Origin of the sequence: Allobrachymonas denitrificans DSM 15123, from assembly GCF_900110225.1 — a bacterium.
GTDB classification, from domain to species: domain Bacteria; phylum Pseudomonadota; class Gammaproteobacteria; order Burkholderiales; family Burkholderiaceae_C; genus Brachymonas; species Brachymonas denitrificans.
Genome location: NZ_FOCW01000002.1, coordinates 253,015 through 272,278 on the forward strand (window position 1 = coordinate 253,015; position 19,264 = coordinate 272,278).

18 protein-coding genes and 1 other RNA gene are annotated in these 19,264 nt (G+C 64.4%); 8 read left to right on the forward strand and 11 right to left on the reverse strand.

Features of this window, described 5'->3' with window-relative positions:
• The first annotated feature begins 82 nt into the window (after positions 1-82).
• Together BMW28_RS07605 and BMW28_RS07610 are read left to right on the forward strand one after the other, a co-directional pair.
• The gene (locus BMW28_RS07605; RefSeq protein ID WP_091816109.1) at positions 83-412 is read left to right on the forward strand and encodes a hypothetical protein; all 330 of its coding nucleotides are present in this window, start codon (positions 83-85) and stop codon (positions 410-412) included.
• A 54-nt stretch (positions 413-466) separates the two neighbouring features.
• On the forward strand, positions 467-1,216 hold the full coding sequence (locus tag BMW28_RS07610) for an SIMPL domain-containing protein (RefSeq protein ID WP_234970067.1): 750 nt from the start codon (positions 467-469) through the stop codon (positions 1,214-1,216).
• Positions 1,217-1,314: 98 nt separating this feature from the next.
• Here BMW28_RS07610 and lapB read toward each other — a convergent pair whose 3' ends face one another.
• From lapB to gyrA, 10 genes are all read right to left on the reverse strand, one after another.
• Positions 1,315-2,475 carry a lipopolysaccharide assembly protein LapB gene (gene lapB, locus BMW28_RS07615; RefSeq protein WP_091816114.1) on the reverse strand — a complete coding sequence of 387 codons (1,161 nt, stop codon included), beginning with the start codon at positions 2,473-2,475 and terminating at the stop codon, positions 1,315-1,317.
• Positions 2,476-2,478: 3 nt separating this feature from the next.
• Entirely contained in the window at positions 2,479-2,835 is a 357-nt protein-coding gene (locus BMW28_RS07620) for a LapA family protein (RefSeq protein WP_091816116.1), read from the reverse strand.
• Between the two features lie 203 nt (positions 2,836-3,038).
• A complete protein-coding gene (locus BMW28_RS07625; RefSeq protein ID WP_091816119.1) occupies positions 3,039-3,356 on the reverse strand; it encodes an integration host factor subunit beta in 318 nt (105 codons plus the stop codon).
• A 170-nt stretch (positions 3,357-3,526) separates the two neighbouring features.
• The gene (gene rpsA / locus BMW28_RS07630) at positions 3,527-5,212 is read right to left on the reverse strand and encodes a 30S ribosomal protein S1 (RefSeq protein WP_091816122.1); all 1,686 of its coding nucleotides are present in this window, start codon (positions 5,210-5,212) and stop codon (positions 3,527-3,529) included.
• A 223-nt stretch (positions 5,213-5,435) separates the two neighbouring features.
• Positions 5,436-7,538 (reverse strand): bifunctional 3-phosphoshikimate 1-carboxyvinyltransferase/cytidylate kinase, encoded by a 2,103-nt coding sequence (locus tag BMW28_RS07635; protein WP_091816125.1) that lies wholly within the window; start codon positions 7,536-7,538, stop codon positions 5,436-5,438.
• A 10-nt stretch (positions 7,539-7,548) separates the two neighbouring features.
• Positions 7,549-8,433 (reverse strand): prephenate dehydrogenase, encoded by an 885-nt coding sequence (locus tag BMW28_RS07640; protein ID WP_091816127.1) that lies wholly within the window; start codon positions 8,431-8,433, stop codon positions 7,549-7,551.
• Between the two features lie 21 nt (positions 8,434-8,454).
• Positions 8,455-9,543, reverse strand: a complete 1,089-nt coding sequence (gene pheA / locus BMW28_RS07645) for a prephenate dehydratase (protein ID WP_091816130.1) — start codon at positions 9,541-9,543, stop codon at positions 8,455-8,457.
• Positions 9,544-9,575: 32 nt separating this feature from the next.
• Positions 9,576-10,712, reverse strand: a complete 1,137-nt coding sequence (gene serC / locus BMW28_RS07650) for a 3-phosphoserine/phosphohydroxythreonine transaminase (RefSeq protein WP_091816133.1) — start codon at positions 10,710-10,712, stop codon at positions 9,576-9,578.
• 16 nt (positions 10,713-10,728) lie between these two features.
• Complete coding sequence (locus BMW28_RS07655) at positions 10,729-11,298, reverse strand: DUF2059 domain-containing protein (RefSeq protein WP_091816137.1); 570 nt, start codon at positions 11,296-11,298, stop codon at positions 10,729-10,731.
• A gap of 77 nt (positions 11,299-11,375) precedes the next feature.
• The gene (gyrA, locus tag BMW28_RS07660; RefSeq protein ID WP_091816140.1) at positions 11,376-14,051 is read right to left on the reverse strand and encodes a DNA gyrase subunit A; all 2,676 of its coding nucleotides are present in this window, start codon (positions 14,049-14,051) and stop codon (positions 11,376-11,378) included.
• 262 nt (positions 14,052-14,313) lie between these two features.
• Here gyrA and ompA point away from each other — a divergent pair, with 262 nt between their 5' ends.
• The 6 genes from ompA to ssrA all read left to right on the forward strand — a co-directional run bounded on the left by ompA (position 14,314) and on the right by ssrA (position 18,803).
• On the forward strand, positions 14,314-14,901 hold the full coding sequence (gene ompA / locus BMW28_RS07665) for an outer membrane protein OmpA (RefSeq protein ID WP_091816142.1): 588 nt from the start codon (positions 14,314-14,316) through the stop codon (positions 14,899-14,901).
• A gap of 100 nt (positions 14,902-15,001) precedes the next feature.
• Positions 15,002-15,739 (forward strand): bifunctional 2-polyprenyl-6-hydroxyphenol methylase/3-demethylubiquinol 3-O-methyltransferase UbiG, encoded by a 738-nt coding sequence (gene ubiG / locus BMW28_RS07670; RefSeq protein ID WP_091816145.1) that lies wholly within the window; start codon positions 15,002-15,004, stop codon positions 15,737-15,739.
• Between the two features lie 102 nt (positions 15,740-15,841).
• A complete protein-coding gene (gph, locus tag BMW28_RS07675; protein WP_091816148.1) occupies positions 15,842-16,525 on the forward strand; it encodes a phosphoglycolate phosphatase in 684 nt (227 codons plus the stop codon).
• Positions 16,522-17,025, forward strand: a complete 504-nt coding sequence (locus BMW28_RS07680) for a hypothetical protein (protein ID WP_143280558.1) — start codon at positions 16,522-16,524, stop codon at positions 17,023-17,025. Before gph ends, BMW28_RS07680 begins: the two co-directional genes overlap by 4 nt.
• A gap of 112 nt (positions 17,026-17,137) precedes the next feature.
• Positions 17,138-18,319 carry a hypothetical protein gene (locus tag BMW28_RS07685; RefSeq protein ID WP_143280559.1) on the forward strand — a complete coding sequence of 394 codons (1,182 nt, stop codon included), beginning with the start codon at positions 17,138-17,140 and terminating at the stop codon, positions 18,317-18,319.
• Positions 18,320-18,416: 97 nt separating this feature from the next.
• Positions 18,417-18,803: a transfer-messenger RNA gene (gene ssrA, locus BMW28_RS07690) on the forward strand.
• Positions 18,804-19,034: 231 nt separating this feature from the next.
• On the opposite strand, the gene BMW28_RS07695 is transcribed toward ssrA, so the two are convergent.
• Positions 19,035-19,264: transposase (locus BMW28_RS07695; RefSeq protein ID WP_143280560.1), on the reverse strand; the 230-nt coding region annotated here is incomplete at its 5' end.

The window sequence follows — 19,264 nt, forward strand, 5'->3', positions numbered from 1 at the left end:
GGTTGCCATGCAAGTGTGTCGCAAGAATTGGCTGGCACGGTACAGGCTTGGCGTTCGGACAGGCAGGAACAAGGCAGTAGCAATGAAAACAGACAAGGAAGGTATCGTGATCCAGCGGGCCACGGCGATGAAAGGCGGCAAGCGTGCCTGGGGCAAGTGGCTTGCCGTTCCGGCGCTGCTGGCGGCAGGTCTGGCCAGTCCGGCGGTGTGGGCACAGTGCCCCACACCGGATGTGGGCAAGCAGTTCCCCGGCCCGCCGGTGCAGGACGATCTGCGCCAGACGCTCAACACGCCCCAGGACTGCATGACCACCATCCAGCCCAAACGCATGTCTCCGCGCGAACTCCAGGAGTTGCGCAAGGCCATCCGGGAGCATGCCCGGGCCAACGGGCGCAAGTTGCGCTCACGCTGAAGCATCCCGCCGCCCGCGCAAGCGGGCCTGTTTTTTTGAGGAAGGACGTTTTTCATGGGCACTTTTTCCACTGGATCCCTGGGTCGCATGCATCGCCAGCGCAAGCAGTGGCTTGCCGCCGCGGCACTGGCTGCCTTGCCGCTGGCGGCAGCGGCGCAGGGCGTTTCTGCGGGCGCAGCGTACGTGCCCAGCAACGTGGCGCAGCTGTCGGCAGAGGGCAGCGTCGAGGTGCAGCAGGACGTGCTGCGCCTGGTTCTGAGCACCACACGTCAGGGCAGCGATGCCCAGGCAGTGCAGAACCAGCTCAAGCAGGCCGTGGACGCGGCGCTCAAGGTGGCACAGGCGCAGGCCCGTCCTGATGCGATGGACGTGCATACCGGCAACTTCAGCCTCTATCCAAGCCATGACCGCAATGGCAAGATCAGCCAGTGGCAGGGCAGCGCCGAGGTCGTGCTCAGTGGCAAGGACATGGCGCGCATCAGTTCCACCGCGGGCAGGATCACCAGCATGACGGTGGCCAACGCCGGCTTTGACATCAGCAAGGAATTGCGCCGCGACAGCGAAATGCAGGCGCAGAAGCTGGCCATCGATGCGTTCCGTGACAAGGCGCAGTCGATCACGCGCAGCTTTGGCTTCAGCAGCTACACGCTGCGCGAAGTGTCGATCAATTCCGAGGGCGGCTATGGCGCTCCGCGCATGATGGCCATGAAGGCCTCGGCCGACATGGAAAGCGCTCCGGTGCCGGTTGCACCGGGCAAGTCCACCGTGCGCATGGTGGTGAATGGCTCGGTGCAGATGCGCTGAGGCATTTCCGCTTCCATCCATGTGAAAGGGGCTGCTGATGCAGCCCCTTTTGCTTGTCGGCATCGCTCACGGTGCCTGTTTCGGATTTGCCGGGGTGGTCAGAGCTCCTCGACCCGCCGTGGCGGGTAGCTGTCCCAGCTCTGGCAACCGGGGCAGTGCCAGTAGTGGTGCTGCGCCTCGAAGCCGCAGGCCGCGCAGCGGTAGCGCGCGAGCGGGCGGATGGCATGCTGCAGCGCGCGGTCCACACAGGCCTTGGCTTCGTCTTCCTTCAGCTTTTCCAGATCGAGCCAACGTGTGGCAGCGATCAGCGAAGGGTGCTCCTGCAGGTGCGTGAGGTAGCGCGGACTGCTGTCGGCTTCGGGGTTTTCTGCCTGATCCAGTTGAACCAGCGCTTCCACCAGATCGATAGAGGGTGTCTGCTTCTGCGCCGCTTCAAGTTGCGCGCGGGCAGGCGCGATCTGGCCGGTTTCGATGGCCAGCCGCGCCAAGCCCCCAGCCATCAGCGGGGCAAAGGCGGGCAGCTCCTGCATGGCAGCCTGCAGGCGGGCGTAGGCCTGCCCGGGGTGGCCTTGCTGCAACTCGAGCTCGGCCTGGAGCAGGCGCGGGCGTGCGGCCTCGGGGGCGGTCTCCAGTGCCTGCTGCAGCAAGGCAGCCGCCGCCGCCAGATCGCCCTGCTTGCGGGCCGCATCGGCGCGCTCACAGAGGAAGTGCGAGCGCCGCTTGCTGAAGTCGTTTTCGCCATCCTGCTCGAGCGCTTCGGCGGCCTTGCCGGCAAGCTCCCAGTCGCGCGAACGCTCGTAGATGCCCAGCAGCGCCATCTGCGCCTGGTTGCGGCGTGTCGGGCTGTTCTCGAGCACGCGCAGTGCCGTTTCGGCATGGTCGAGCAGGCCGGCCTTCAGAAAGTCCATCGCCAGCGCATACTGGGCGCGATCCCGGTCGACCGAACTGAGGTCGGCGCGGCCCAGCAGGTGCTGGTGGACACGCACCGCGCGCTCGTACTCGCCGCGCCGGCGGAACAGGTTGCCCAGCGCGAAGTGCAGTTCCGAGGTGTCGGGATCCTTCTGCACGGCCTCGATGAAGGCGTCGATGGCCTGATCCTGCTGCTCGTTGAGCAGGTAGTTCAGGCCCTTGAAGTAGGCCTTGGGCGCGCTGCGGTTTTCGGCGCGCAACTGGCGCAGGTCGAGGCGGGATGCGAGCCAGCCGAGGCCAAAGGCCACGGGCAGGGCAAGCAGCAGCCAGACGGGAAATTCCGTTTCCATGAATCAGGGCCCGTAGTGGATGGGCAGGGAAGGGTCGGTCTTGTGCCGTTCCAGATCGGGGGCCGGAGCTTCGGCAGGCGCTTCGCTGCGCGGCGAACCGGTTGCCAAGGCCTGCTCCACGTGGCGCACCTGCTTCTGCGCCACCTGGGCATCACGGCGCTGACGCCACCAGCGCGGCACCATCACCAGCACGCCCAGCACGGCACCCAGGGCAAAACTGCCAAGGATCACCAGCACCAGCGGCAGGGTGAGGGCATAGCCGAACAGGAAGTTGACGGTTGCGTTCTGCTGGTTGTTCAGCGCAAAGGCGAACAAAGCAAAGAAGATGGCTGCCTTGAGCAGCCAGAGCAGGTATTTCATGCCGGAGTCCTGGTCAGCGCGCCGGTGTGCGGCTCCTGACTGGGGCCGCAACGGCAATGTCAGCATTGTATGCGTTCACCTGCCGTGTGGAAGAAAGGGGAAGCAGGAGCTGCCTTGCCTGCTGGTGTCTCCGGAAAGACCGCCACGTCGCGGGGGGCGATGGTGGCCCAGGCGCTGTGTCACGCGCCGTGGGAAAGGAGGGATCAGGCCTCTGGCGTACTGCCCTCGGCCGATTCGCGGAAGGGCTGGTCCACCGCCTCGCGCAGGGCCTTGCCCGGCTTGAAGTGAGGCACGCGCTTTTCCGGGATCTCGACGCTCTCGCCGCTGCGCGGATTGCGGCCGATGCGCGCCGGACGGTGGTTGATCGAGAAGCTGCCAAAGCCGCGGATCTCAATGCGGTGGCCGCGTGCCAGCGCATCGGCCATGGTATCGAGCACGGTCTTTACCGCCATTTCGGCATCACGGTGGGGCAGCTGGTGAAAGCGGGCAGCCAGTTCGTCAACGAGGTCAGAGCGGGTCATGGGTCCGGAAGAAAATCAAAGGCTTGCATAACCGGGCGGGTGCCGTCAGGTTGTGCAAGCCCTCGGGTTGCAAAAGAAACGGGAGGGTTGCAGCACAGCAGACCCGGCAGCCCGGAGGCTGCACGGGTGTCCGCAGGGCACCCGAAAGTGCCTTGCGGAGATCACGCGGATCAGTTGTTGCTGTTGTCCAGCTTGGCGCGCAGCAGGGCGCCCAGGCTGGTGGTGCCGGCGTGGGTCGCGGAAGCGCCCTGGTTCAGCTCGGCCATGGCCTGTTGCTGGTCGGCAGCGTCCTTGGCCTTGATGGACAGGGACACGTTGCGGCTCTTGCGGTCGATGTTGGTGATCACGGCGGTGACTTCGTCGCCGACCTTCAGCACCTGGCTGGCGTCTTCCACGCGATCCTGGCTGATTTCGCTGGCGCGCAGATAGCCCACCACGTCTTCACCCAGATCGATTTCGGCGCCACGGGCATCCACGCTCTTGACCTTGCCGGTCACGGACTGGCCCTTGTCATTCACGGACACGAAGGTCGTGAACGGGTCGGAATCCAGCTGCTTGATGCCCAGGGAGATGCGCTCGCGCTCGACGTCCACGCCCAGCACCACGGCCTCGACTTCCTGGCCCTTCTTGTAGTTGCGCACGGCAGCTTCGCCCGTCTCGTTCCAGGACAGGTCGGACAGGTGCACCAGACCGTCGATACCGGAGGGCAGGCCCACGAAGATACCGAAATCGGTGATGGACTTGATCGGGCCGGTGACCTTGTCGCCGCGCTTGACGTTCTGCGCGAACTCTTGCCACGGGTTGGCCTTGCACTGCTTCATGCCCAGGCTGATACGACGCTTGTCTTCGTCGATTTCCAGCACCATGACTTCGACTTCATCGCCCATGGAGACGATCTTGTTCGGAGCAGCGTTCTTGTTGGTCCAGTCCATTTCGGACACGTGCACCAGGCCTTCGATGCCCGGCTCCAGCTCGACGAACGCGCCGTAGTCGGCAATGTTCGTGACCTTTCCGAACAGGCGGGTACCTTGCGGGTAGCGGCGGGAAACGCCCAGCCACGGATCTTCGCCCAGCTGCTTCAGGCCCAGGGAGACGCGGTTCTTCTCGGCGTCGAACTTCAGGACCTTGGCGGTCAGTTCCTGGCCAGCCTGAACGACTTCGCTCGGGTGGCGGACACGGCGCCATGCCATGTCGGTGATGTGCAGCAGGCCGTCGATGCCGCCCAGATCAACGAACGCACCGTATTCGGTGATGTTCTTGACCACGCCATTGACGATGGCGCCTTCCTTCAGGGTGGCGAGCAGCTTCTCGCGCTCTTCGCCCATGGAAGCTTCCAGCACGGCGCGGCGGCTCAGCACCACGTTGTTGCGCTTGCGGTCCAGCTTGATGACCTTGAACTCCAGGGTCTTGTTCTCGTAGGGAGTCAGGTCCTTGGTGGGACGGGTGTCAACCAGGGAGCCGGGCAGGAAGGCGCGGATGCCGTTGACCAGCACGGTCAGGCCGCCCTTGACCTTGCCGCTGGTGGTGCCGGTGACGAAGTCGCCGGATTCCAGCGCTTTTTCCAGGGCCAGCCAGGAGGCCAGACGCTTGGCGGTGTCGCGGGACAGGATGGTTTCGCCAAAGCCGTTTTCGGCGCTGCTGATGGCCACGGAAACGAAGTCGCCAGCTTGCACTTCGACTTCGCCCTGGTCGTTCTTGAACTCTTCGATCGGCACGTAGGCTTCGGACTTGAGGCCGGCGTTCACCACGACGTGGTTGTGCTCGACGCGCACGACTTCGGCGGTGATCACTTCACCGGTACGCATTTCGGCGCGCTTCAACGATTCTTCAAAGAGTTCAGCAAAAGATTCAGACATGTAGGTTCCTGATCTGCGGACGGGAACGCGGCGTGCACCATTGCAGGCCACTTGTCGCTCGCAGGGGTTGTGTGCGATGCGGAAAACATCGCGGGGGTTGGTTGATTCACACAATCCTCCGGCGGGCGCTGCAGCCTCGCCGGCGGTACGAAAAAGACAGTCCCTTCAATGGCAACAGGGCTGCCGGGTCAGCGGCAGCCCTGCGGTCCGTGGGCAGCGCGGCTTAGCCGTGTGCCTCGGGAGCCGGAAAAGGCTGTCTGTCCTGCCACCAGTCCAATACCAACTGGACGGAGGTTTTCACGTCCATGTCGGAGTTGTCGAGGGGCAGGGCATCCTGCGCGGGCTGCAAGGGAGCGACTGCGCGCGAGGTGTCGCGTGCATCGCGCGCCTGCAGGTCCGCGCGGAGGTCATCAATTCTAGCGGCAAAACCTTTGGAAATCAATTGGTTATAGCGGCGCTGGGCACGTTTTTCTGCGCTGGCCGTCAAAAACACCTTGAGTGTTGCATCCGGGAAAATCACGGTGCCCATGTCGCGGCCGTCGGCGATCAGTCCGGGTGCCTTGCGGAAGCTGTGCTGCAACTGCACCAGCGCCGTGCGCACGGCGGGCATGGCCGAGACAGTGGAGGCGTCCATGCCGCCCTGTTCGGTGCGGATGGCGTCGCTGATGTCCTCGCCATCCAGCCAGACGCAGCCGTCGGCAAAACGGATCGACAGGCTGGCGGCCAGGCGGGCGATGGCTTCGGCATCCGGCTCGCCTTCGTCCTGCAGCAGGCCGGTGCGGCGAGCAGCCAGACCGACGATGCGATACAGCGCGCCCGAGTCGAGCAGGTGGTAGCCCAGCGTCTTGGCCAGATGCGTGGACAGCGTGCCCTTGCCGCTGGCGCTGGGACCGTCGACGCACAGCACCGGAACATGGGCAGGGTCTGCCTGACACACGCCGAAGTAGGCATCGAAGTAGTGCGGGAAGGTTTTGCCGACGCAGGCCGGATCCTCGATGCGCACCGAACGGCTCGCCGGGTTGAATGCCGCCAGCGACAGGCACATGGCCATGCGGTGGTCGTCGTAGGTGTGGATGCTGGCGTGGCGCCAGTCTGCGGCGCTGGCGGGCGGCGTGACGCGGATGTAGTCGTCGCCTTCCTCCACGCTGGCGCCCAGCTTGCGCAGCTCGCGCGCCATGGCGGCAATGCGGTCGGTTTCCTTCACGCGCCAGCTGGCGATGTTGCGCAGCGTGGTGGTACCGTCGGCGTACAGGGCCATCACGGCCAGCGTCATGGCGGCGTCGGGAATGTGGTTGCAGTCCAGATCGATGGCGCGCAGCGGCCACTGGCCGCGCTGGATGGTGATGCTGTCGGGCGTGCTGCTCACGCTGGCGCCCATGGCCTCGGCGGCTTCGATGAAGCGGATGTCGCCCTGGATCGAGTCGGCACCTACCCCCTGCACCGTGATGCTGTGGCCTTGCGCCGGATCCGATGCGATGGCGCCCAGCGCGATGAAATAGCTGGCGGAGGAGGCATCGGCCTCGATATGCAGTTCGCCCGGCGACTGGTACATGGCGCCGGCTTCGACGGTGAATTGCTTCCAGCCGGTATCGCTGTCACGCTGCACCGTCACGCCGAAGCGCTGCAGCAGGTTGAGCGTGATGGCGATGTAGGGCTTGGAAATCAACTCGCCGTCGATCTCGAAGGTGATGGTGTGGCCGGCCAGGGGGGCGGCCATCAGCAGGGCTGTGAGGAACTGGCTGGAGACGTCGCCACGCACGCGCACCAGGCTGGAGTGCTGTGCGAATAGGGTGCTGGCGGCGTTGGCGTTGGCGTTGGCGTTGGCGTTGGCCGTGGGCAGGGCACGCGGGCCGATGCGCAGCGGTGGGTAGCCTTCCGTGCCGGCGTATTCCACATCGCAACCCAGTTGGCGCAGGCCGTCCACCAGATCGCCGATGGGGCGCTCGTACATGCGCGGCACGCCGGTCATCAGGAAGCGGCCCTGCAGCATGGCCAGTGCGGCGGTGAGCGGGCGCATGGCAGTGCCGGCATTGCCCAGGAACAGTTCGATCGGCTCCTGCTGCACGGCCTGTACCGGCAGACGGCCGCCGATGCCGGTGATGCGCGCCGTCGTGCCCTGGCGCACCACTTCGCAACCGATTCGCTCCAGCGCAGCCAGCATCACGCGCGTGTCGTCCGAATCGAGCACGCCGTGCAGCGTGGTGCTGCCGCTGCACAGGCCGGCCAGCAGCAGCACGCGGTTGCTGATGCTCTTGGAGCCGGGCAGGTGTACGGTGCCGTTGGCGGCGAGCAGGGGCGGAATGTCGAGGAAGAGGGGTTTGCTCATGGAAGTCCGTTCAGAGCCGCGCGTTTTCGTCGCGTGTGATCATGCGCCACTGGCTGCGCGCTTCGCTGGCTTCGCTGATCAGCGCGTGCAGCGCTTCGCCATCGCATTTGGCAATGGCGTCGGTGAACACATGCAGCGAGGCAATCAGCTGCTCGGTCTGGCGCAGCATTTCCTCGCGGTTGCACAGGAATATGTCGCGCCACATGGCAGGGTCGCCGGCGGCGATGCGGGTGAAATCGCGGAAACCGGAGCCGCCCAGCGCCAGCGTGTCGGCGGCATCGTCCTGGTGCAGGATGCTGTGCATCAGTGCAAAGGCGGTCATGTGTGGCAGGTGGCTGACGGCGGCAAAGGCGGCGTCGTGCGCCTGCGGCGTCATGGTCTGCACCTTGCAGCCGAGCGCTTCCCACAGGTTGGTGATCTGCTGCAGCGGACCGATGCGCGTGTGGCGGGCGGGTGTGAGGATGACCAGGCGGTCGCGGTACAGGTCGGGGTCGGCATGCGCCACGCCGGCCACTTCCTTGCCGGCGATGGGGTGGGCCGGCACGAACTGGCCGGCACGGGCCCCCAGCGCCTCCAGGGCATCATCGATCACGTTCTGCTTGGTGGAGCCCACATCGGTCACGACCGCATCCGGCCGCAACTGACCGGCAATCTGCTTGAGCACGCTGCCGGTGGCGGCGACCGGGACTGCCACCACCACCAGATCCGCATGGGCTACGGCCAGTCCGGCCGAGCCGGCAGTTTCGGTCAGCACGCCGCGGCGCAGCGCTTCCTGCACGGTGGCGGGATTCGGGCTGTAGCCGATCACGTTCTGCACCAGGCCGGCACGCTGCATGGCCAGCGAGAGCGATCCGCCCATCAGTCCGCAACCGATCAGGGCCAGTCGGTGAAACATTGCACTGCTCCGTCTGTGGCGTCAGCCGTTGATGGCGTAGGACCCGAGCACCTTGTAGTAGGCGCAGATCGGGCGCAAGTCGGCCAGGGCGGCCGCCACATGCGGTTCGCTGATGTGGCCGACCAGGTCGATGTAGAAGAAGTATTCCCACTGCTGGCCGCTGCGCGCCGGACGCGATTCGAAGCGCGTCATGGACACATTGTGGCGCTTGAGCGGCTCCAGCAATTCATAGACGGCACCCGGTCGGTTCACCACCGACAGCACCAGGCTGGTGCAGTCGTTGCCGGAGGCTTCGGGCATGGCCAGCGTCTGCGGCAGGCACATCACGGCGAAGCGCGTGCGGTTGTAGGCCTCGTCCTGGATGGCAGGAGCCACCACATGCAGGCCGAACTGCGAGGCGGCGCGCAGGCTGGCAATGGCGGCCCACTTCGGGTTGCTGGCGGCGATGCGCGCCCCTTCGGCGTTGCTGGAGGCGGCGTGGCGCTCGGCCTGCGGGGCATGCACGCTCAGCCAGTTCTGGCATTGCGCCAGCGCCTGCGGGTGCGCGTACACGGCCTCGATTTCTTCCAGCGGCGTCTGTTGGCTGCACAGCAGGTTGTGGCGTACCAGCAGGCTGGTTTCGCCGATCATGTGCAGCGGAGAAGTCAGGAACAGGTCGAGCGAACGGGTGACCGCACCCTCGGTGGAGTTTTCCATCGGCACCACGCCGAAATCGGCACGGCCGGAGGTGGTGGCATCGAACACTTCATCGAAGCTGGCGCAGGGCACATGGTCGATGCTGACGCCGAAGAAGGCTTCGGCAGCCTGCTCGCTGAAAGTTCCGGCGGGGCCGAGGTAGGCCACGCGCTGCGGCGCCTCGAGCGCGCGGCAGGCGGACATGATCTCGCGCCAGATGTTGGCGACGTTGTTGCCCTTGAGCGGGCCGGGATTGCTCTGCTGCAGGGTGTGGATCACCTGCGCTTCGCGCTCGGGGCGGAATACCTGCGAGCCTTCCTTGCGCTTGATGTCACCGACCTCATTGGCCAGCGCCGCCCGATCGTTCAGCAGTTGCAGCAGTTGTTGGTCTACGGCGTCGATGGCGACGCGCAGGTCGGCGATGGAGCGGGTCATGGGAAATACTGCTAAAGGGTTGGAGGGAGGAATCAGGCGTGCTTGGCTTCGAACTCGCGCAGGTAGTCCACCAGTGCCTGCACGCCGGCCATGGGCATGGCGTTGTAGATGCTGGCGCGCATGCCGCCGACCGACTTGTGGCCCTTGAGTTGCAGCAGGCCGCGCTGCTGGGCACCGGCCAGGAAGTCGGCATTGCGGCTTTCGTCTGCCAGGAAGAAGGGCACATTCATGCGCGAGCGGCAGGCCTTGTCCACGCGGTTGCTGAAGAAGCTGGAGCTGTCGAGGAAGTCGTACAGCAGCTGCGCCTTGGCGATGTTCTGGGCCTCCAGCGCAGCCACGCCGCCCTGGGCCTTGATCCACTGGAAGGTCAGGCCGGCCATGTAGATGCCGTAGGTGGGCGGCGTGTTGTACATGGAGTTGTTCTTCGCCACCAGCGTGTAGTCGAAGGCGCTCGGGCAGTGCTGCATGGCCTGGCCGAGCAGGTCTTCGCGCACCACCACCAGTGTCAGGCCGGCGGGGCCAAGGTTCTTCTGGGCGCCGCCGAAAGCCAGGCCGACCTTGCTCCAGTCCATGGGGCGGGAGGCGACGTTGGACGAGAAGTCGACCACCAGCGGGGCATTGCAGTCCAGCGCTGCCAGGTCGGGCAGCTGATGGAATTCCACGCCGTGAATGGTTTCGTTGCTGCAGATGTGCACGTAGCGGCTGCCCGCGTCCAGCTGCCAGCTTTCCGGCGCCGGAATGTGGGTGTACGACGTCGCGCCCGATGCGTCCTGCACAGCGGCATTGGCCGCCAGTCGTGCCTGGCAGAACTTGCCGGCTTCCGCATGGCTTTTCTGGCTCCAGCCACCCGTGACGACGAAACTGGCGGCTTCGCCATGGCTCAGGTTGAGCGGCACGATGGCGTTTTCGGCCAGGCCGCCGCCCTGCATGAACAGGATGCGGAAGTTGTCCGGAATCGCCAGCAGTTCGCGCAGATCGTCCAGTGCCTGCTGCAGGATGATGCCGAAGGCTTCGCCACGGTGGCTCATCTCCATCACGCCCATGCCGCTGCGGCGGCCATCGGGGAAGGGCCAGTCGAGCATCTCGGCAGCGGCGCGCCGCAGCACGGGCTCGGGAATGGCAGCCGGGCCGGCGGAGAAGTTGTACGGACGAAGCGCGGAATCTGTCATGGCTCGGGGCAGGGGATTACTTCTTGGAGGCGTTGCCGATGATCTGCGCAGCGCGCGTGTCGAAGGCCTTGATGCGGGCTTCCACATCGGCGCGGGTGGCATCCACCAGCTTCTGGGCCAGCATGTTGGCCAGTTGCGGGTTGGCGGCGTAGTACTTCTTGATCACGGGCGATTCCATGAAGGCCACCAGCTGACGCAGTTCGTCGGCCGTGAAGCGCTCGGCATAGGCCGGCACCAGCACGTCCAGGCTCACGCGCTCGTTGCGGTTCTTGATGGTGCGGATGTTGTCTTCGTTGAACTTCTTCAGTTCGGCATCCAGCTGGTCTGCAGCGGCCTTCTGGCGGGCCTGCGGCACCTGGTCCAGCTTGGGCAGCCAGGTCGACACCACGGTCTGCGTGGCGGAGTTGGCCAGCTGGCCGATCAGCGCATCCATGTCGTGTGCCTTCTGCAGGTTGACGATGCGGGTGGCCAGCTCCTTGCGGGTGGCGTCCTGTGCCTGGGCCGGTGCACTCACGGCGAGCGCGGCCAAGGCCAGCGCGCAGCCGGCGGTGGCGGAACGGAAGGACAGGAAACGGGCTTGCTTCATGGGGGGGGTCTTTCGTTCAAAAGTGCTCAGGCAGGGCTGCCGGATGACAACCCTCTTTGCCTATGAGCATAGCATTGTCATGCGTCCGGTGTAGTTGTGTCGTCCGCTTCGGTATCGGGGCTGGCATCGGCGTCCATGTCATCGGATTCCGAACCGTTCTGGTCCTCGGCAGCATCGTTCTCGACGATGCGCTGCAGGCCGATCAGCTGCGCGCCTTCGTCCAGCGCAATCAGCGTCACGCCCTGGGTGGCGCGGCCGAGTTCGCGGATTTCCGCCACGCGGGTACGGACCAGCACGCCACGGTCGGTGATCAGCATGATTTCGTCGTCGGCATGCACCAGCGTGGCGGCAACGACCTTGCCGTTGCGTTCGCTCTGCTGGATGGCGATCATGCCTTTGGTGCCACGGCCGTGGCGCGTGTATTCGACGATGCTGGTGCGCTTGCCGTAGCCGTTTTCGGTGGCGGTCAGCACGCTTTGCGACTCGTCGCCGGCCACCAGCATGGCGATCACGCTCTGGCCTTCTTCCAGCGTCATGCCACGCACGCCGCGGGCCTGGCGGCCCATGGGACGCACGTCGTTCTCGTCGAAGCGCACGGCCTTGCCGCCGTCGCTGAACAGCATCACGTCATGTTCGCCATCGGTGAGGGCGGCACCGATCAGGTAGTCGCCATCATCCAGGCCCACGGCGATGATGCCGGCCTTGCGCGGGTTGCTGAACTCGTCCAGCGCCGTCTTCTTGACCGTACCCTGGGCAGTGGCCATGAACACATAGTGATCCGCCGGGAAGGTGCGCATGTCGCCGGTGAGCGGCAGCACCACGGTGATCTTCTCGCCGTCTTCCAGCGGGAACATGTTGACGATGGGGCGGCCACGCGAGCCACGGCTGCCGGTCGGCACTTCCCATACCTTGAGCCAGTACAGGCGGCCGCGGTTGCTGAAGCACAGGATGTAGTCGTGCGTGTTGGCGATGAACAGCTGGTCGATCCAGTCGTTGTCCTTGGTGGTGGTGGCCTGCTTGCCGCGGCCGCCACGCTTCTGGGAGCGGTACTCGGACAGCGGCTGGCTCTTGATATAGCCGGTGTGCGAGAGCGTCACCACCATGTCGGTCGGGGTGATCAGGTCTTCGGTACCCAGTTCCTGGGCGTTGTGCTCGATCTGGCTGCGGCGTGCGCCCACCTTGGTCTGGCCGAATTCGTTCTTCACGGCAGTCAGCTCGTCGCTGATGATGGTGCTGACGCGTTCGGGCTTGGCCAGGATGTCGAGCAGATCCTCGATCTCGGCCATCACGTCCTTGTATTCGGCAACGATCTTGTCCTGTTCCAGACCGGTCAGGCGCTGCAGGCGCATCTGCAGGATTTCCTGCGCCTGCACGTCGCTCAGGCGGTACAGGCCATCGCCCTGCAGGCCGTACTGGCGGCCCAGGCCTTCGGGACGGTAGTCGTCGGCGGAAACCACCGAGCCGTCCTCGCGGGCGCGGGTGAGCATTTCGCGCACCAGCGAGCTGTCCCAGCTACGAGCCATCAGCTCGGCCTTGGCCACCGGCGGGGTGGGGGACTCGCGGATGATGCGGATGAATTCGTCGATGTTCGCCAGTGCAACAGCCAGGCCTTCCAGCACGTGGCCGCGGTCGCGTGCCTTGCGCAGGTTGAAGATCGTCCTGCGCGTGACCACCTCGCGGCGGTGCTGCAGGAATATGCTGACCAGATCGCGGATGTTGCACAGCTTGGGCTGGCCATCGACCAGCGCCACCATGTTGATGCCGAAGGTGTCCTGCAACTGCGTCTGCTTGTACAGGTTGTTCAGTACCACCTCGGGCAGTTCGCCGCGCTTGAGTTCGATCACGAGGCGCATGCCCGACTTGTCGGACTCGTCCTGGATGTGGCTGATGCCCTCGATCTTCTTCTCGTGCACCAGTTCGGCGATGCGTTCCTGCAGTGTCTTCTTGTTGACCTGGTAGGGCAGCTCGTCGACGATGATGGCCTGGCGCTGGCCCTTGTCGATATCCTCGAAATGGCAGCGCGCACGCATGACCACGCGGCCGCGGCCGGTGCGGTAGCCTTCGCGCACGCCCTGGATGCCGTAGATGATGCCGGCGGTGGGGAAATCAGGCGCCGGGATGATCTCGATCAGGTCATCGACGCTGGCATCCGGGTGGGCCAGCATGTGCAGGCAGGCATCCACCACCTCGTTGAGGTTGTGCGGCGGAATGTTGGTGGCCATGCCCACCGCGATACCGGCGGAGCCGTTGATCAGCAGGTTGGGCAGCTTGCTCGGCAGTACCAGGGGTTCCTGCTCGCTGCCATCGTAGTTGGGGCCGAAGTCGACCGTTTCCTTGTCTATGTCGGCCAGCATCTCGTGCGCGATCTTGGCCAGACGGATCTCGGTGTAACGCATGGCCGCGGCGCTGTCGCCGTCGACCGAGCCGAAGTTGCCCTGGCCATCGACCAGCATGTGGCGCAGGGAGAAGTCCTGCGCCATGCGCACGATGGTGTCGTAGACAGCGCTGTCACCGTGCGGGTGGTATTTACCGATGACGTCACCGACGATACGGGCCGACTTCTTGTAGGGCCTGTTCCAGTCGTTGTTGAGCTCGTGCATCGCGAACAGGACGCGGCGGTGCACCGGCTTGAGACCATCGCGTGCGTCGGGTAGGGCACGCCCCACGATCACGCTCATGGCGTAATCCAGGTAGCTGCGGCGCATCTCCTCTTCGAGGCTGATGGGCAGCGTTTCTTTGGCGAATTCAGTCATGCGTAGAAGGGCCGATTATTCGTGGGAATATGACATTTTAGCTGCACACGGGATGAGGTATATTTGAGGGCATTGCTGCAGCCCATGTGGCAATGATGCAACAAAGAGCGTGATTTCAGGAAGGCCCCTGCGCGCAGCGCGTGGAGTGCGGTTACAGTGAATGCGTGCTGTGGCACAATCGGCTCGACGGGTTACGCTCAACCGCATCCGAAACTCGCATAATCGTGCAGCTCCTGCTGTGGTATTTATCAAGAGGATAAACATGAAGAAACTGAATAAAGTAGCTGTGTTGTTCGCAACTGTCGCCATGGCAGGTGCTGCTGTTGCCGCTCCGTCTACCGTTACCGGTGACAACTGGCGCAATAACCACGGCAACCTGATCTGGATGAACGGCACGAACGAACTGTGCTGGCAAGACAACTACTGGACCCCCGCTACTGCCGCTTCCCCGGCTTGCGGCGCTCCGGTTGCTGAAGCTCCCAAGGCACCCGAAGCTGTTGCAGCCAAGGTGACCTACGCTGCTGACGCTTTCTTCGACTTCGACAAGTCCGTGCTGAAGCCGGCTGGCAAGGCCACGCTGGATGACTTGGTGAGCAAGATCCAGGGCCTGAACATCGAAGCCATCATCTCCACCGGCCACACCGACTCCATCGGTTCCGACGCCTACAACCAGGCTCTGTCCATCCGTCGTGCCAACGCCGTGAAGAACTACCTGGTTTCCAAGGGCATCGCTGCCGAGCGCGTGTACGTGGAAGGCAAGGGCGAGAAGCAGCCTGTTGCTACCAACAAGACTGCCGAAGGCCGCGCCAAGAACCGTCGCGTGGAAATCGAAGTGGTTGGCACCCGCTAATCCTTCTGCTTCCGCAGACGCAAAAAGCCCCGCTTGGCGGGGCTTTTTTATTGCCTGCTCCGGGCAGGCGGGCGCCTGCTTTTGAGGCACAATCGGCCTCATGGAAAACACGGACATCACTTCTTCTGCCGCGCCTGCTGCCAACGTGGATCAGGCCGAGATCTCCAAATTCGGCGACCTCGCCCATCAGTGGTGGGATCGTGACGGGGTGCTGCGCACGCTGCATGCCATCAACCCGCTGCGGCTGGGCTGGGTGCAGGAATTCCAGCGCCTGAAGGACTTGCGCGTGCTGGATGTGGGCTGTGGCGGGGGCATCCTGTCTGAGTCCATGGCCCAGGTGGGTGCCCAGGTGACGGGCATTGATCTGGCGGAAGAATCCCTGCGCGTGGCGCAACTGCACGCCCTGGAAGAGGGTGTGAACAATGTGAGCTATCGCCAGATCAGTGCGGAAGATCTGGCGCGTGAGCAGCCCGGCCAGTTCGATGTGGTGACCTGCATGGAGCTGCTGGAGCATGTGCCTGACCCCGGTTCGGTGGTGCGCGCCTGCGCCGAAGCGGTCAAGCCGGGCGGCTGGGTGTTCTTTTCCACCATTCACCGCAATCCCAAGGCCTTTCTGCTGGCCATTGTGGCGGCCGAGTATCTGCTCAACCTGGTGCCGCGTGGCACGCACGAGTATGCGCGCATGATCCAGCCCAGCGAGCTGATGCGCGAGTGCCGCCTGGCCGGTCTGGTGCCAGCGGCCACGCGCGGCCTGCACTACAACCCGCTGACGCAGCGCTACTGGCTGAGTGACAACATCGACGTCAACTACATGCTGGCGTGCCGCAAACCGGCTTGAATCGCGCACCCACCATCATGATTTTCAGGGTGGTGTGTCAAATTACCGTTTTGGGGCAGGGATTATCCTGATTCGCCCGAGTTTGATATTCGATGTTAATCCATGGATAAATCCGGCATTCCGTTTTTTCCCGGTATTCGCGCCGTTCTTTTTGATCTGGATGGCACTCTGGTGGACAGTGCGCCCGATCTGGGGGCGGCGGTGGATCGCATGCGCACGGCACGGGGCATGCCCTCGTTGCCGCTGGATACCTACCGTCCGATGGCTGGTGCCGGAGCGCGTGGCATGCTGGGCATCGCCTTCGGCATGACGCCCGAGGATCCGCTGTTTCCCGAGATGCGCGAGGAGTTCTTCCGCAGCTACGAGACCCATCTGCTGGACAACACATATGCCTTTGACGGCATCGAGGCCTTGCTGGAACACCTGCAGCAGCGCGGGCTGGCCTGGGGCGTGGTTACCAACAAGACCGAGCGCTTTGCCGTGCCGATGTGCCGGCAGATGCCCTTGCTGCAGGGCGCGTCTGTGCTGGTTGGTGGAGATACCACGCCGCATGCCAAGCCGCATCCGGAGCCGCTGCTGGAGGCGGCGCGGCGTCTGGCCTTGCCGCCGCAGGCGTGCCTGTACGTGGGCGACGACCGGCGCGACATGGAGGCGGCGCGGGCTGCCGGCATGCCCTGCGTGGCTGCTGCCTGGGGCTATCTGGGTGAGCATGACATTTCCAGCTGGGGTGCGCAGGCCGAGGCGGCGCAGCCGCTGGATGTGCTGGGCATGGTGTGCGCGGCATGACTCGTCAGTGGGTAGCCGGGGTTCTGGCCAGTGCCGCCGTCCTGATGTCGCCGGCCATCCGGGCCGAGTCCTGTCTGGATGAGGCGCAGTGGCAGGCCCTGCAGCAGCAGTCGGGCACACAACCGGTTCTGCTGTATGTCTGGTCGCCACGCATGGTGCTGTCTGCCGTGCATGCGGATCAGGTGCAATTGGTGGCGCGGCAGGAGGGACTGAAGCTGGTGCCCGTGCATGACCATCGCGTGCCGGCGGGCGAGGTGATGCAGGCCTTGCAGCGCTTGCGCCAGCAGACGCCGGCTGCCGCAGAGGCGTTGGCCGGAAGCGTGCCCTTGTGCAGCGAGAGCCTGGTGCAGCAGGATGCCTATCGCCACTTTCCCACGGCCTGGGTGGTGCGCAAGGGGGGCTATCACCCGCGGCCGCTGGTGGCGGCCATGCCCATGCCGTACTGGCGGCAGGGGATCCGGCTTCGCATGATGCGTACGGTGGAACAGAAGGCGGACTGACATGGACGAATCGCGGGTGTCTGTACGGATGTCTGGTAGCGCAGCAGCCGTGCAAGGTGCGGCATGGAATGCCCATGCGGGAGCCTTTGTGTTGCGTCACTGGATGCTGGGCATGCTCCTCGCAGGTACCACGGGCGCCGTCGCTGCGCAGGGAGCGGTTTCGCCGCAGGCCTGCATCGCTCCGAGTACCTTTGTCGAACTGACGGGCGATGTTGCCGGCGTGTCGCGTGATGCGGCGGGCAAGACTGTGGCCGCGCTGGGCAGCTATGAGCGGATTAGTCCGGATGGCCGCTTCGTGTTGCGCTCCTATTCCGGCGCGCAACTGGGCAATGTGAGCGTGATGGAGTTGCCGGCCTTTGCAGGGACGGTGGTGCGTGGCTATCGCACGCCCTTGTCCAACGAGGCTTTTCCGGTGCAGGGCAGCTGGCGCTATCTGGTGGACATGACGGGCGAGCACTACCGCCTGGCGGATGTGCTGCAGCAGCAGGGCAAGGCACGCCCTTTGTTCCGTGGCGGCATGACGGGCTTCTACGCGGCGGCAGCGGAATTGCCGGGGAGTCGCCCCGGCGAGATCCGCATCCGATCGTTCAGCTGGCCCAATGCGGGTGGTGATGACGAAACGCAGGGGCAGGGCGCATTGTCCACACGGACGATCACGGTGGATGTGCAGCAGCAGCGCGTGACGGCTGACACGGGGACGCAGTACCTGTGCCGTGACCGCGTGCGGGTGGATGGCAGCATGTATGCCTTGCCCATGATTTCGGTGGATGGCCGAGAGTATGCGGCCATGCCCCAGATGCCGGTGCAGGGCAAGGCGACCATGCGCGTGTTCGGCTTTGGCGAGGATGGCAAGGGCTGTGAGCTGCGTGATGCGTTTGCGCATGCCAGTGGCAAGACGGTGTTCGGCTTTCCCGGCAAGGCGGGGCAGGGCGGCGATCTGGCGTACGAGTATCGCGGGCAGATCTGGTGGTACAGCCGTGCGCTGAAGCAGGCCTTCAATCTGGCACCGCCAGCGTCACGGCCGGGGGAACGGCTGATGGCGAGCGCCTTTCCGGGCATCACGCGGGACGGGCGGGTGATCTATGCCAGCACCTTGCGGCAGTGTGATGCAGGGGGGGGCAATTGTTCCGACCGTGTGGGATACACCATTGCCGATCCCTACCAGAGTGCGAGTGTGCGCAACTGGCGTCAGCAGCATGCTGCCAGGGCGTCGTCCCTGCCACAGTGTGTGACGCGCCAGGATGTGGTGCGTGAGCGGGAGGCGTTTGCGCAGATGCACGGCCTGGCACCCTGACCGTGTTGCCGGCAGGCATGACAGGATGCAAGGCTTGCAAGCAACTGTCAGGACAGGGGTGACAGCAGCGACAGGGTCACGTACAATTCACCCTCTTGGGGCTGCATTGGTTTCGACATGGGTTCGGAAGCGTTGCGGAGCATGTCGAGCTTGGGTCACGCTCGTTAATCTCGATTCAAAAAAGTAACTGCAAACGACGAACGTTTCGCACTCGCTGCTTAATCCAGCGGGCCTTGCAACAGTCGGTCAATGGGCTGGGCAAGGGTTGGTTGGCGCAAGCTGACCGATCCCGGCTGCAAGGTTAATTCACATTGACTGGCCATGCGTCGTGTTCCTTGACGTGTGGCGAGATTCAAGGGGACTGGCCTGTTGTGCAGCGTGCCACTGCGCGGCATGACGGGTGAGATCAAATCAGCTGGCTACGCATGTAGAACCGGACGAAGAAGGCTTGTGGACGCGGGTTCAAATCCCGCCAGCTCCACCAATACCCAAAATCCCAACCCTCATCGGTTGGGATTTTTTTTGCCCGTTCCCCCAGTGTTGGCGCGGTTTTCGGGCCTGGCCTCGCGAGCGCCACCCCTGCGAAGTCAAGACCGCTGCATAACCTCGCCGATCATCCGGCCGAAGCAAGAATCATGCTGATTTTGTCGCGTTTTGCATGATTTCATGCCCCCCGAAGTGGCTGTGAGCCACTTTGGGAGCTCCATTTGCCCTCTCAGGGCGCACCTACCCCCGCAAGCTCCATCGCTTTCAACTTGCGGTGCGCCTTCAGCAGGTTCATCCCCAAGGCCGCCCAACACATCTGCGCCTGCACCTTTGCTGTCCCAAAGTACCGCGCCCGCGCCAGATTGAACCTGCGTTTCATCGTCCCGAACGCCTGTTCCACCTTGAAGCGGATCGCCCCGATCTTCTTGTTGAACTGGCTGTACAACGGATGCAACGGGT

Bases quoted from the DNA above. Each gene is read 5' to 3' on its own strand.
- gph (WP_091816148.1), top strand. From the start codon at position 15,842: ATGGATAAATCCGGCATTCCGTTTTTTCCCGGTATTCGCGCCGTTCTT.
- BMW28_RS07635 (WP_091816125.1), bottom strand. From the start codon at position 7,538: ATGAGCAAACCCCTCTTCCTCGACATTCCGCCCCTGCTCGCCGCCAAC.
- BMW28_RS07610 (WP_234970067.1), top strand. From the start codon at position 467: ATGGGCACTTTTTCCACTGGATCCCTGGGTCGCATGCATCGCCAGCGC.
- BMW28_RS07605 (WP_091816109.1), top strand. From the start codon at position 83: ATGAAAACAGACAAGGAAGGTATCGTGATCCAGCGGGCCACGGCGATG.
- gyrA (WP_091816140.1), bottom strand. From the start codon at position 14,051: ATGACTGAATTCGCCAAAGAAACGCTGCCCATCAGCCTCGAAGAGGAG.
- serC (WP_091816133.1), bottom strand. From the start codon at position 10,712: ATGACAGATTCCGCGCTTCGTCCGTACAACTTCTCCGCCGGCCCGGCT.
- pheA (WP_091816130.1), bottom strand. From the start codon at position 9,543: ATGACCCGCTCCATCGCCGACCTGCGCGTCGCCATCGACGCCGTAGAC.
- rpsA (WP_091816122.1), bottom strand. From the start codon at position 5,212: ATGTCTGAATCTTTTGCTGAACTCTTTGAAGAATCGTTGAAGCGCGCC.
- BMW28_RS07680 (WP_143280558.1), top strand. From the start codon at position 16,522: ATGACTCGTCAGTGGGTAGCCGGGGTTCTGGCCAGTGCCGCCGTCCTG.
- BMW28_RS07685 (WP_143280559.1), top strand. From the start codon at position 17,138: ATGCTCCTCGCAGGTACCACGGGCGCCGTCGCTGCGCAGGGAGCGGTT.
- BMW28_RS07620 (WP_091816116.1), bottom strand. From the start codon at position 2,835: ATGAAATACCTGCTCTGGCTGCTCAAGGCAGCCATCTTCTTTGCTTTG.
- ubiG (WP_091816145.1), top strand. From the start codon at position 15,002: ATGGAAAACACGGACATCACTTCTTCTGCCGCGCCTGCTGCCAACGTG.
- lapB (WP_091816114.1), bottom strand. From the start codon at position 2,475: ATGGAAACGGAATTTCCCGTCTGGCTGCTGCTTGCCCTGCCCGTGGCC.
- BMW28_RS07655 (WP_091816137.1), bottom strand. From the start codon at position 11,298: ATGAAGCAAGCCCGTTTCCTGTCCTTCCGTTCCGCCACCGCCGGCTGC.
- BMW28_RS07625 (WP_091816119.1), bottom strand. From the start codon at position 3,356: ATGACCCGCTCTGACCTCGTTGACGAACTGGCTGCCCGCTTTCACCAG.
- BMW28_RS07640 (WP_091816127.1), bottom strand. From the start codon at position 8,433: ATGTTTCACCGACTGGCCCTGATCGGTTGCGGACTGATGGGCGGATCG.
- ompA (WP_091816142.1), top strand. From the start codon at position 14,314: ATGAAGAAACTGAATAAAGTAGCTGTGTTGTTCGCAACTGTCGCCATG.